The 12,142-nt window shown below is 39.1% G+C and carries 11 protein-coding genes and 2 tRNA genes; 3 read left to right on the top strand and 10 right to left on the bottom strand.

The features are described from left to right. Positions 1-101: 101 nt before the first annotated feature. The 4 genes from lonB to ACHABW_RS08910 form a co-directional block, all read right to left on the bottom strand. Positions 102-1,787, bottom strand: coding sequence for an ATP-dependent protease LonB (gene lonB, locus ACHABW_RS08925; protein ID WP_435754979.1), 1,686 nt, complete (start codon positions 1,785-1,787; stop codon positions 102-104). Between the two features lie 257 nt (positions 1,788-2,044). Continuing rightward, positions 2,045-3,316 carry an ATP-dependent protease ATP-binding subunit ClpX gene (gene clpX / locus ACHABW_RS08920; protein WP_110934964.1) on the bottom strand — a complete coding sequence of 424 codons (1,272 nt, stop codon included), beginning with the start codon at positions 3,314-3,316 and terminating at the stop codon, positions 2,045-2,047. A gap of 358 nt (positions 3,317-3,674) precedes the next feature. Further along, entirely contained in the window at positions 3,675-4,970 is a 1,296-nt protein-coding gene (tig, locus tag ACHABW_RS08915) for a trigger factor (protein ID WP_110934963.1), read from the bottom strand. Between the two features lie 146 nt (positions 4,971-5,116). Next, entirely contained in the window at positions 5,117-6,178 is a 1,062-nt protein-coding gene (locus ACHABW_RS08910; RefSeq protein WP_435754978.1) for a tetratricopeptide repeat protein, read from the bottom strand. Positions 6,179-6,398: 220 nt separating this feature from the next. Here ACHABW_RS08910 and ACHABW_RS08905 point away from each other — a divergent pair, with 220 nt between their 5' ends. The 3 genes from ACHABW_RS08905 to ACHABW_RS08895 all read left to right on the top strand — a co-directional run bounded on the left by ACHABW_RS08905 (position 6,399) and on the right by ACHABW_RS08895 (position 8,570). Continuing rightward, positions 6,399-6,815, top strand: a complete 417-nt coding sequence (locus ACHABW_RS08905) for a hypothetical protein (protein WP_435754977.1) — start codon at positions 6,399-6,401, stop codon at positions 6,813-6,815. A gap of 196 nt (positions 6,816-7,011) precedes the next feature. Continuing rightward, positions 7,012-8,244 (top strand): DNA polymerase IV, encoded by a 1,233-nt coding sequence (locus tag ACHABW_RS08900; RefSeq protein ID WP_435754976.1) that lies wholly within the window; start codon positions 7,012-7,014, stop codon positions 8,242-8,244. After that, positions 8,241-8,570, top strand: a complete 330-nt coding sequence (locus tag ACHABW_RS08895; RefSeq protein ID WP_110934959.1) for a YolD-like family protein — start codon at positions 8,241-8,243, stop codon at positions 8,568-8,570. The genes ACHABW_RS08900 and ACHABW_RS08895 overlap by 4 nt, the downstream gene beginning before the upstream one ends. Before the next feature lie 86 nt (positions 8,571-8,656). Here the strand turns inward: ACHABW_RS08895 and ACHABW_RS08890 are convergent, their stop codons facing one another. From ACHABW_RS08890 to rph, 6 genes are all read right to left on the bottom strand, one after another. Beyond that, the gene (locus tag ACHABW_RS08890) at positions 8,657-9,382 is read right to left on the bottom strand and encodes a hypothetical protein (RefSeq protein ID WP_435754975.1); all 726 of its coding nucleotides are present in this window, start codon (positions 9,380-9,382) and stop codon (positions 8,657-8,659) included. A 268-nt stretch (positions 9,383-9,650) separates the two neighbouring features. Then, a tRNA-Arg gene (locus tag ACHABW_RS08885) sits at positions 9,651-9,727 on the bottom strand. Between the two features lie 6 nt (positions 9,728-9,733). Continuing rightward, a tRNA-Gly gene (locus ACHABW_RS08880) sits at positions 9,734-9,807 on the bottom strand. Between the two features lie 148 nt (positions 9,808-9,955). Further along, a complete protein-coding gene (locus tag ACHABW_RS08875) occupies positions 9,956-10,471 on the bottom strand; it encodes a metallophosphoesterase family protein (RefSeq protein WP_435754974.1) in 516 nt (171 codons plus the stop codon). 21 nt (positions 10,472-10,492) lie between these two features. Next, positions 10,493-11,098, bottom strand: coding sequence for an XTP/dITP diphosphatase (locus tag ACHABW_RS08870; RefSeq protein WP_110934956.1), 606 nt, complete (start codon positions 11,096-11,098; stop codon positions 10,493-10,495). A gap of 6 nt (positions 11,099-11,104) precedes the next feature. Continuing rightward, positions 11,105-11,872, bottom strand: a complete 768-nt coding sequence (gene rph / locus ACHABW_RS08865) for a ribonuclease PH (protein ID WP_435754973.1) — start codon at positions 11,870-11,872, stop codon at positions 11,105-11,107. Between the last annotated feature and the right edge of the window lie 270 nt (positions 11,873-12,142).

Raw genomic sequence — 12,142 nt, 5'->3', positions numbered from 1 at the left:
AGACTCCAAAAGCTTGTTATTCACTTTTAGTTTAGAAAAAAACGGACGTCATCCTGTATGTGGATCACGCCTTGTCTCTTACATGATTCTCTTGTACAATTCTATCCTATTGTCTCTTCTTTGTCTAACAAAGCAAAGGATGATTGAAGCAGTTCATCTCTTTCTTCTCTTTTTCTATCTTTCACAAGTAATGCTCGATCAAAAACTTGTTTTACGTTTTCCATCGGATAAACTTGAATGCCTTTCATCTCTTCCAATATTTTTTGCATGTTTTCTTTTGGTACTAGAACTTCTTTTATGCCAGCTTCCCTTGCGGCTTCAACTTTGGCTATAACACCGCCGACAGGTTTAACGTCACCATGAATACCTATCTCCCCGGTAATAGCTACATCTGGAGATATTGGTGTATTTGTAATCGCTGAGTATATCGCTGTAATAATGGCAGTACCAGCAGATGGTCCGTCCATCGGTACCCCGCCAGGAAAATTAATGTGTATATCATAATCGGAGACTTTTACACCCATTTGCCGAAGTACGGTAGAAACATTCTCTACAGAACTCTTTGCTGAACTTTTCCGAGTCAGTGTTCTTCCTTCCCCACCAGTACTTTCTTCATCTACCACTCCAGTTACAATACATGCACCTTTTCCCGGATTGTTAATAGCAGTAACCTCTATTCCTAATACCATCCCAACATTAGAGCCCACAACAGCTAGTCCTCGCACAAATCCAACCTTAGGTAAGGTGGATCCTCGTTCATCCATTCTCGGATTGTGCTGGCTAGATTGAATGACCCATTCAATATCAATTTCTTTAATAATTTGTCTACCTTCATTAATCGCTATCCCGGCTGCTAATTGAATCATATTTACTGCTTCACGCCCATTAGAGGCAAATCTTCCTATCCATTCGTAAGAGGGGGTTTCGATATCCATTTTCAGTTGTTGTACAGCTTTTTTCGCTACAGTGACAACTTCATTTGCAGTTAGTGCCCTGAAAAAGACTTCTACGCACCTTGACCGTATCGCTGGAGGTATTTCTTCGGGTCTTCTTGTTGTTGCTGCAATTAACCGGAAATCTGCCGGAAGCCCGTGCTGAAAAATATGATGAATATGTTCAGGGATTTGCTTGTTTTCTTCATGATAATAAGCACTATCTAGTATTACCTTTCGTTCCTCTAAAACCTTTAATAATTTATTTATTTGAATAGAATGTAATTCTCCTATTTCATCAATAAATAGGACTCCCCCGTGTGCTTTTGTTACAGCACCTTGTTTAGGTTGTGGGATACCTGCTTGCCCCATCGCTCCGGCACCTTGATAAATAGGGTCATGAACAGAACCTATTAAAGGATCTGCTATTCCTCTCTCATCGAAACGAGCAGTAGCACCGTCTAACTCTACAAAAACAGAGTTAGGTTTGAACGGAGAATGAGGATTTCTTTTTGCTTCCTCCAGCACTAAACGGGCTGCCGCAGTTTTACCGATACCTGGTGGTCCATAAATGATGACATGCTGTGGGTTTGGTCCACAGATTGCCGCTTGTAATGCCCGTATTCCATTCTCTTGTCCCACGATATCCTGAAAAACTGACGGTCTGATTTTTTCTGATAAAGGTTCATTCAGCCTTACTTTTTGTAACTTGCGAAGTTCTTCCATCTCTTTCTGTGATTGTTTATCAATAGAAACACGGTTACTTCTTTGTGTATGTAGTAAATTCCAAAAATATAACCCAATTACACACCCAAAAAAGAGTTGAATTAATAAAGCTAAAGTTGTAAACGCCATCCTTCATCCTCCTAATATTACATGGTTCACTTAGTCTCTCCCGACCATGTTTAGTTAATCTGTATTTTCGAAGGAGGTAAAAATTGGAGAAGCAATGACGCCTTTTTATAATTTGAATAATTGTTTAGAATTTTAAAAAGAGGTCAGTTCAAATTTATATTAGGCGGACGCTTCCGCGGCCAAAAACTTTGGCCTCCACGCCACCTAAACAGAAAAAACCGCTTAAAAGCCGAGGCCTTCAAGCGGTTTTGATTGTATTATGCACTTTCCTTTGGTTCTTTTTGATCTTTGATTTCTTCCCCATCTTTGGAAAGAAGCGTTGGTCTTTTAAGATCACGGACCGTTTCATCTGTGATGATACATTTAGCAATATCCTCACGTGATGGAAGTTCATACATGACATCAAGCATCATTGACTCAATAATGGATCTTAGTCCTCGAGCCCCTGTCTTTCGCTCAATTGCTTGATGAGCCACTTCACGAAGCGCACCCTCAGTAAATTCTAACTCCACTTCATCTAATTCCAACAGCTTCTGATACTGTTTGACGAGAGCATTTTTAGGTGCAGTCAGGATCTCTACTAATGCAGCTTCATCTAAATGTTCCAAGCTCGCAATAACCGGAAGTCGACCAATAAACTCTGGAATAAGTCCGTATTTAAGCAAATCTTCTGGTAAAATCTTTGATAAATATTGGTCTTCCTTCAAGTCATCCTTATCTATATCGGAACCAAAACCAATAACTTTTTTGCCTAAACGTCGTTTAATAATTTGATCGATACCATCAAATGCTCCCCCAACAATAAACAGTACGTTGGTTGTATCAATTTGAATGAATTCTTGATGAGGATGCTTTCGTCCACCTTGTGGAGGTACGCTCGCTGTTGTTCCCTCAAGAATTTTTAATAATGCTTGTTGAACACCTTCACCAGAAACATCTCTTGTAATCGAAGGATTCTCTGATTTTCGGGCCACTTTGTCGATCTCATCAATATAAATGATACCGCGCTCTGCTTTTTCAACATCATAATCTGCTGCTTGAATAAGCTTCAACAGAATGTTTTCCACATCTTCACCAACATACCCGGCTTCTGTTAATGATGTTGCATCTGCAATAGCAAACGGAACATTTAAAATTCTAGCTAGCGTTTGAGCTAATAATGTTTTACCACTACCTGTTGGACCGATCAAGCAAATATTACTTTTCGCTAGTTCCACTTCATCATTTTTCGTTGTCGCATTGACACGCTTATAATGATTGTAAACAGCTACGGATAGAGTTTTCTTCGCTTGGTCCTGACCAATGACATAGTCGTTTAATATCTCACGAATTTCCTGAGGCTTTGGAATGTCTTCCATCTCCACTTCCTCTTCGCTACCCAGCTCCTCTTCTACAATTTCTGTACAAAGCTCGATACATTCATCACATATATACACGCCGGGTCCGGCAACTAACTTTCTCACTTGATCTTGTGTCTTTCCACAAAAAGAGCATTTTAACTGCCCTTTTTCCTCATTAAATTTAAACATTCTCTTCACCCCTTACAGTAAAATTGAAACTCGCACGGAAACCTTAAATTCGTCTGTTCGATATTTTATTATGCTATCTTTACATTGTACGTAGCCGTATCTGTTTTTAATCACGTTCTCATACGATGATCACTAAATTTATTTTTGTTTCCTTAAAAGATTGTATTTGACACCTTTGCCTTAAATTGTACCACATTTTATTTCGGGAGCATAAAGAAAGGGTAATCAAATCTTCTAAGTCTGATCTAGAATACGGGAGTCACGGTTTAAAAGTCAAGTTATTCGCTTTAAGCTTTATGTAATTAGGTTATGTATAAAGCAAGGCACGAATTACTTCGCGCCTTGCCCTACTAAATAATTATTTTTCTTTTTTGCTGTTATCTACTAAGAAGTCAATTGCTTTTCGAACTTTTAAATCATTCTTAAGCGTATCTACTCCACCCTGCATTGCAAGGATCTGTTTAATTTCATCGGCAGAGCGCTGATACATGCCAGCCATTTGCTCAATTTCTTTATCAACATCTTCATCTGATGCTTCCAATTCTTCTTCAATAGAAATAGCTTCAAGAGTCAAGTTCATTCGAACACGCTTTTCAGCGTCTTCTTTAAATTGCTCTTTCATACCTTCTTCATCTGTTTGAGAGAATTGGTAATACATGTCTAAAGACATACCTTGTGACTGCAAACGTTGACCGAATTCTTCGAGCATACGGTCGACTTCTGTCTTAACCATTGCTTCAGGAATGTCAACTTCAGCATTTTCTGCTGCTTTTTCAACAAGAACATCCTTTTTCTTAGCGTCTGCTTCTTGTTGTTTTGCTGTTTCCAGCTTTTCGCGAGTATTTTTCTTCAAGTCTTCTAATGTTTCATACTCTTCATTGACATCTTTCGCGAATTCATCGTCAAGTTCAGGAAGATCTTTACGCTTAATATCATGAACTTTCACCTTAAATGTCGCTTTTTTACCAGCTAGTTCCTCTGAATGATAGTCTTCAGGAAACTCTACATTTACTTCTGTATCCGCTCCGGATTTTGCACCTGTAAGCTGTTCTTCAAACCCTGGAATGAATTGACCTGAGCCAATTTCCAAAGAATAATTTTCAGCTGTTCCACCTTCAAAAGGTTCGCCGTCTACAAATCCTTCAAAATCCATTACCACTGTATCGCCTTGTTGCACTTCTCCATCTTCTACAGCGACAAGATCTGCGTTCTTTTCTTGAAGTTGTGTAATTTCCTGATCCACATCTTCATCCGTAACAGTAGTATCTTCTTCCTCTACTGTTAATCCTTTATACTCACCAAGTTTCACTTCTGGTTTCACAATTACAGTTGCTGTGAAAGATAAAGGCTTACTCTTTTCCATATCACCAATATCAATATCAGGTTGGTCCACAGGATTAATTCCTGTTTCTTCCACTGCTTCTGTATAAGCTTGTGGCAACAGAATATCCAATGCATCTTGATATAGTGATTCTACACCAAAACGTTGTTCGAAAATCGGACGCGGTACACGGCCTTTACGAAATCCTGGAATATTCACCTGTTTAGATACTTTTTTAAATGCTTGATCTAAGGCATCGTCTACGCGCTCACTGTTCACTTCCACAGTTAAGACTCCGGAGTTACCTTCTTTTTTTTCCCATTTAGCTGTCATGTATACTTTCCCTCCAACATAAAAAAAATCATATTTATCGCTTCAGCTTTTTGCAACCCCTACATTATAACACACGTTGCATTCATTTCAATGATTTCTGCTTGATTAGAAAATGCAGATATCTGTATGTAATTTCTTTTCCATTATTATGTATGTGTCTGATCCGTTGCAAATAGTAATGACTCGATTTCCTTCATTTGTTTCACTGCGGTTACTGTTGCTTCTTTTTCACCTCCATAGAATGGAAGGACATCTTCTATATACGACGTTTCCTCTTCCATTAAACTATTTCCCATGTGATGCAAGGCACAAGCCCACACTTCAATATCTAAAGGAATGGGTGCCTGAGGGTATATCGCAAATAAATAGTGCCACCAGACTTGTCCCACCATTTCAAATAATGATGGATTTTCTTGTCCGAGTTCATGTTCAAGTCTGTGAATCACTTCGTTTCCAAACTTTTCATGAAATACATCTTCCAAGTCTTCAATATTCACTTGATACTGCTCATTAAATTTATGTACTTCATATACTCCTTGATGCTTCATTTCTCTTAAAATTTGAAGGAGATAGCTTTTTAGAACTGGTGAATGATCTTTATCTTTCAGAAAAGCACGATACGCATTTTGAACCTCACTGGAGTCATAGTGACTCAGTTGTTGAATCGCCCCCCATTGCTGATCAGGATGACCCTTTTCCAAAACCTTAATAAGTTCATCGGTTGAAGGGACCATTTCAAGCGAATCCTTTTCCCCGAAGTCTACTTCGTCCGCGATCTCTTCAAAACCTTCTGTCATATTCCTTGCGAAATCCAACAAGTGGTAAAATGATTCTGCCATTTTTGCAGGCAGTTTCTCTTCTGTCATTACCGTCTCCAGTAATCCTACTACTTCTTCGTAATCACCTAACTGAATAAGAAGAGAGACGTAAACTTGAAGCACATCAAAATATTCTCCAATCCCTTCTTTAAGCATGGATTCACAATATTTCTTTGCCTCATTTAAACGGTTCAGCTCGATATTCGTGATGACGAGTCCATAACGGGCTTGTGGATGCTGCGGTTCCAAATCTGTCGACTGTTTAAAATATGTTAGCGCATCATACAATTTTTTCTCTTTTAAAGATGACATTCCTTTTTCTACAAGCCTTGCAACAAGTCCTGGAAAAAGGATAACATTGTCATCATGACCATTTGCCTGCTTCCCCATTTTAGCTATCCTCCTTTCGTTTTTAATTCTGTATTATGTAGATTTCTCACATCTGTCTCATTAGTTTATCAATTGTCAAGTAGAAAAACAAATACAATTATGACTATCGTCGTCTTTTTTCAATACTTTTGTGATTCACGTTTATTTTTCAACGATTTTGAAAATGTTAAGTATACATATAGTTTTTCAATCGATAGATAGAAAGTGAGGATGGATAAAAATGACTACTCTCTTCTTTATGCTGATAGCTATGTTCGTTATCGTATTAACACATACCATGACCATACACTATTCGCGCCCCTATTTTACTACTGTGAAAAAATACGAACTAAGTATCTTAACGGACAGTCAACGACAATTATATGAAGCCCTTGTTGCTCGAAGATACTATGTATCATGCGGTTTGCAACTCAATTTTGTATTTATCCCTTTAGCACTCGAACCATTTAGAGTGGCTTTCATTGAAGAAAAACCTAGAACGCTTGTTTCAAGACTCTCTTTATTATATTTGAAATTAAAAGGCTGGCACGTCGTTTCTTTCTCTGTCAAATCTTCACACGAGGACATGACACTTATGCTTGATGGAATAGATACACGTAATTTCCTTTCTTCCAGTCACTTAAAAAATGTGGAATAACTGACATTGATGACGTCTCAAAAAGATGATTAAAAATATTTTTTATTACCCTCTGCACTATATTTCCCCATGTCTCTCTTCGTATATGAGTTCTTTTCTGATCAATTGAATTATGAGACCCAAATATTACCGAACAAATGTTCTTGTTTTCTTCCGACTCCTTAGGTATTATTGTGCCTAAGGAGGGATTACAGCTATGAAAAAAGTCATCTTTTTAGTTGATATGCAATCATTCTTTGCCTCTGTGGAAAAAGCGAAGCATTATAAAAACCTAGATCAGCCTCTCGTCGTTTCCGGAGACCCCAAACGAAGATCCGGTGTTATTTTAGCTGCTTGTCCTCTCGCCAAGAAGTCAGGTATTAAAAATGGCGAACGGTTGTGGGAAGCGCAGCAAAAATGTCCACACCTGGTCGTTGTACCTCCAACGATGCAGGAATACATTGATAGTTCGTTAGCAATCACTGAAATTTTGGAAAGGTATACCGACATCGTAGAACCGTACAGCATTGATGAGCAGTTCATGGATCTTACCCATTCTCAAAAATTATTCGGTGATCCCTATGAGATAGCCCGCCAGATTCAACATGACATCCAGAAACAGATCCGCGTCCGCGCTCGGGTGGGAATTGGAGAAAATAAAGTTTTAGCCAAAATGGCATGTGATAATTTCGCTAAAAAAACGAAAGAAGGTATTTTTCACCTGAAAAAAGAAGAACTGACTCATACGTTATGGCCGATGCCAATCGAAAACTTGTTCCGGGCAGGAACTCGGATGAGTCATCATTTACGAATGATGGCTATACGAACAATCGGAGAACTGGCACAAACAGATGTGAAAAAGATAAAAAAAAGATGGGGAATACACGGACAGGTTTTATGGATGAATGCAAATGGTGTTGATTATTCTCCAGTTTCCACCTCTTCCACGAATAGTCAAAAAGCAATCGGGCACGGGATGACCCTTCCTTCAGACTATCGTAAAAAGGAAGATATCAAAGTGGTATTGCTGGAGCTTTGCGAAGAAGTTTGTCTGCGTGCAAGAAGCTCTCACGTCATGGGACAAACGATCACTCTAAGCATGTCAGGAGCAAGCTACGATCACCCAACCGGCTTTCATCGACAGCTTACTATGATGGAACCAACCAATGTCACCACATCTGTGTTTCATTACGCCTGTGAGCTCTTGGAAACATTTTGGGATACGTTTCCCATCCGTCGCCTTGGCGTCTCCTTATCCAGTCTTACAAGCGATCAGATGGTTCAACTAAGTCTGTTTGATCCCGACCAGGAACATCGTATTCAACTTGGCTATACAATGGATGAAATTAACGTAAAGTATGGAAAAACCTCGATTCGTCGGGCATCTGCTCTTCTTCAAGCCAGTCAATCCGATGAACGTGCTGCGAAAATAGGAGGACATTATAAATGAGTGATTACATCAAGAGAGGTAACCTTATGTGGGAAGGAAGCCGAATGATGCTCCCTGAACATATCCAGGCATTACGTAACCGAAACAGAGAAGTGACAAAGGACCCCAAACCAAACCTAAATGACTATGAGTTAACAGAGCTCGGCTTTGTTGCCATGGAGTCCTTGAATTACACAATCGATGTACGCATCATTTATTGGAATAATGGATATGATACCGAAATCAGTGGAGTCATTGACCATATCGATCATCAACTTCACCAATTAAAAATTTCAGGGGAATGGATTAAAATTAACGATTTAAAATCCATGGAACGTATTGAATAGGCCAAAGTCGATGAAGATCGGCTTTGCCCTTCCTTTCTTTTCTTTCTACCCGTGCCAAGAAATTTCATCTTGGTATAGGAAACAGATTACCACTGAAAGAAAAACTTAAGCGACATCGTAATGGTAGTGTATGAAATCACGCCAATAGAAAACGTAATAAAGTGTGCTTCATCATCTGGAGGCAGTTCATATTTTAAAACATTTAAAATCATTGCTCCTGAAATAAAGGCAAAGATAACTGATTCTGTTAAAGGAGAAAGGTTCACTCCGATACCTAACGCCCATCCGGCAACAATGCCAAAGGCTAGAACGTACTTTCCTACTTTATTATAGATCTCCGGATATTCCCTCCCTAAGTCATGAGCAACAGCGATAAAGTGCATTCCAACTGCAAGACCGTAAAATACCGCTTGAATACCCAAAACATCATGCGCAATAACTGTATAGGCAACCAGCATATTATAGACGCCAAAAAAGATGATTTGTAACCAAAACAAAGTTTTAACTTTGCCTGGCGGCGATGTTTTTTGTGCATTTCTAACAACTTTTTGTATCCCATAAAAAATAATTAGCCCTATTAAACCAACAAAATACAATTCCGATTCCATCGTAAAGTAATCTCCATACTTTTTGACGACAATTTGTTCTTTATGCAGAGTCGGAAGAACGTAGACAAATACATAGGATACAGCTAGACCTCCGGAAAATGAAAACCACTTTAATCGCCGAATTCTCTCTGAAGGTATAAGATTGTTTGCAAATAGATGGATGAGGATAAAAGCAACGCCCATAAGTAACGCGTCTAGGGACATGATAGAGCTCCTTTAATAAAACTTCTCTTTTTATTAAAGTATCCAAAACGAAGTGAAACTAATAATGAAGTTCTTCTGATAGATAGTTCACTTAGGTCAGAGAGACGCTTGAATTCGTTCTAGGCGGACGCTTTCGCTACTTCAAGCGTTTTTTCAAAATAAAGCAAACCATTAATGAAAGAACTCACAGTTAAGTTAAAGCTGCCTACTCCTCTTTTAAAACAAACAAAAAACCTCTTGATAACCAAGAGGTTTGAAAGTTTATGTATGGTGTCCCAGGTAGGATTCGAACCTACGACCGACGCCTTAGAAGGGCGTTGCTCTATCCAGCTGAGCTACTGAGACATTATTTGGAGCGGGTGATGAGAATCGAACTCACATCATCAGCTTGGAAGGCTGAGGTTTTACCACTAAACTACACCCGCATATAAAACAAAACTTTATTACTATCGATCGGTCACTCTCTCAGTTATAAACTATGTAAAGAGCTGAGATTGTTTAAAATATTTTTGCGTTAGTAACTGTTTTTGTTAACAGCGACAATATCTAATATAAACAATCTCAGCCAATATGTCAACTGGTTTTCTTAAACTTTTTACTTAAATCTTCAATTTTATTTCCCGCCATAGATAAAAACGTCACATCTACCTCATCTTCTGATGTTTCCACAATCACATAAGTTCCGATTGGATACTGACGCGGAAGGCGGATACTGCCTGGATTAATGATGATTTTGTTGTTTTCCTGCATCGCTACAGGTATATGTGAATGCCCATGACATAAAATATCAGCTTCCTCTTCATTCCCACGTTCAATAAGATTCGTCGGTGTCATTTTAATATTTAACAAATGACCATGAGCAATTAAAAAGCGCGTATCTCTTACTTCCTCAACGACTTCTTCGGGAAAATCATCTCCAAAATCACAATTCCCGCGAACAGTAGTAACAGCCTCTAAGCAACCAGAATCAGATGTTAGTTCAGAATCTCCACAATGAAAAATAGCATCTACTTCTTGTTTATGACGATCGACAAGTAATTGGACTTCCTTTTCCCACCCATGACTATCACTCATAATTAAAGCTTTCATAGTTCCTTCACTCCTTACTACTTATTTATTCGTTGCGGCCCAATCATCCCAGTGGTCTGCAAGAGCTAATAACGCTTTTGCACGATGACTAATTTTATTTTTCTCGTGTTTTTCCAATTGAGCCATCGTTTGTTCTGAATTTGGAATTTTGAACAATGGGTCATACCCAAACCCATGAGCCCCCATCAATTCATAACCAATCTTCCCTTCACATGTACCACGAACTGTTTGAACCTTGCCGTTAGGAAAAAAGATTGCAAGTGCACATACAAATCTGGCGGTTCTATCCTCGTCACGAACATTTTCCAGCTCACGCAAAAGCTTTTGATTATTTTCACCGTCATCTTTTTTTGGACCAGCAAATCTGGCGGAGTAAATCCCCGGAGCACCTTGTAATGCATCCACTTCCAAACCAGAATCGTCCGCTAAAACAGGCATGCCAATTCGTTTACCGATGGTTTCCGCTTTTTTTATCGCGTTATCTTCAAACGTTTTACCATCCTCTACTACATCAATTTCATCTGGCAGATCCAGGAGAGATTTCACCTGTAACCCACGTTCCTGAAAAAATGCCTCAAATTCCTTTACTTTCCCGCTATTTCTTGTTGCAATAAATATTTCCTTCATGTCTAACTACTCTCCATCCGCTTTACGGTCTCTTTTACTTGCTATACTATCCCCAAATGCACCTAGGACTTTTTTCTGCATAAGAAATAATTCTTCAATACCCTTCTCCGCAAGATCGAGCATTTCGTTTAATTGTTTTCTGGAAAAAGTCGCTTCTTCCCCTGTACCTTGTACTTCGACTAACTCGCCGTCGCTAGTCATGACCACATTCATATCCACATTAGCTTGAGAATCTTCTACGTAATCCAGATCAAGCATCGCTTGTTGTTTCTCGTCTATCCCAACAGAAATTGCCGCTAGATATCCTTTAAGAGGGTTAGACTTTACCTTTCCCTCTTTAATCAGTTTTTCAAACGCCAATCCCATCGCTACGAATGCTCCAGTAATGGATGCTGTTCTAGTGCCTCCATCGGCCTGTATGACATCACAATCAATCCAGACAGTTCGCTCCCCAATTTTATCTAAGTCAACCACAGACCGCAATGCACGACCAATCAGACGTTGAATCTCCATGGTACGCCCTGTAATTTTTCCTTTCGATGATTCACGAATATTACGTTGCTCTGTGGCTCTCGGTAACATGGCATACTCCGCGGTTACCCATCCCTTTCCTTTGCCACGCATAAAAGGAGGAACTCGGTCTTCCACACTCGCTGAGCAAATAACCTTTGTATCTCCAAAACTTATAAGTACAGATCCCTCTGGATGCTTAATATAGCCAGGCAGAATCTCTACATTTCTTAATTCGTCTATTTCACGATTTTCATATCTCATATATTTCCCCTTTCTCTCAATCAAACTGAAACTCATGTAATTATAGGATGTACATATTCGTCGGAAATCACTACATATGTAAAGAAAAGAAGAAGCAGCTCATTATAGCCACCCCTTCTCATCATAAATCTTTCCAACATCAATTTCAAATTTATAAGAAAAACGGCATAGCCGTCTTTTATGAAATACAGCGTCAGCTTCCACCGCCATCTTAGTATCAAGGGTGGACTTCCCTTGATACGCGCGGTGTGAAGGTAGCTGCCAATTTTA

This window comes from Salipaludibacillus sp. CF4.18 (assembly GCF_051262595.1).
In the GTDB taxonomy this organism is placed as follows: domain Bacteria; phylum Bacillota; class Bacilli; order Bacillales; family Salisediminibacteriaceae; genus Salipaludibacillus; species Salipaludibacillus neizhouensis.
The sequence above is the reverse complement of the archived record's forward strand: the minus strand, read 5'-3'. Positions and strand labels throughout refer to the sequence as shown.

Bases quoted from the DNA above. Each gene is read 5' to 3' on its own strand.
- ACHABW_RS08875 (WP_435754974.1), bottom strand. From the start codon at position 10,471: ATGAAAGCTTTAATTATGAGTGATAGTCATGGGTGGGAAAAGGAAGTC.
- ACHABW_RS08900 (WP_435754976.1), top strand. From the start codon at position 7,012: ATGAAAAAAGTCATCTTTTTAGTTGATATGCAATCATTCTTTGCCTCT.
- tig (WP_110934963.1), bottom strand. From the start codon at position 4,970: ATGACAGCTAAATGGGAAAAAAAAGAAGGTAACTCCGGAGTCTTAACT.
- ACHABW_RS08870 (WP_110934956.1), bottom strand. From the start codon at position 11,098: ATGAAGGAAATATTTATTGCAACAAGAAATAGCGGGAAAGTAAAGGAA.
- ACHABW_RS08910 (WP_435754978.1), bottom strand. From the start codon at position 6,178: ATGGGGAAGCAGGCAAATGGTCATGATGACAATGTTATCCTTTTTCCA.
- ACHABW_RS08890 (WP_435754975.1), bottom strand. From the start codon at position 9,382: ATGTCCCTAGACGCGTTACTTATGGGCGTTGCTTTTATCCTCATCCAT.
- ACHABW_RS08905 (WP_435754977.1), top strand. From the start codon at position 6,399: ATGACTACTCTCTTCTTTATGCTGATAGCTATGTTCGTTATCGTATTA.
- rph (WP_435754973.1), bottom strand. From the start codon at position 11,872: ATGAGATATGAAAATCGTGAAATAGACGAATTAAGAAATGTAGAGATT.
- ACHABW_RS08895 (WP_110934959.1), top strand. From the start codon at position 8,241: ATGAGTGATTACATCAAGAGAGGTAACCTTATGTGGGAAGGAAGCCGA.
- clpX (WP_110934964.1), bottom strand. From the start codon at position 3,316: ATGTTTAAATTTAATGAGGAAAAAGGGCAGTTAAAATGCTCTTTTTGT.
- lonB (WP_435754979.1), bottom strand. From the start codon at position 1,787: ATGGCGTTTACAACTTTAGCTTTATTAATTCAACTCTTTTTTGGGTGT.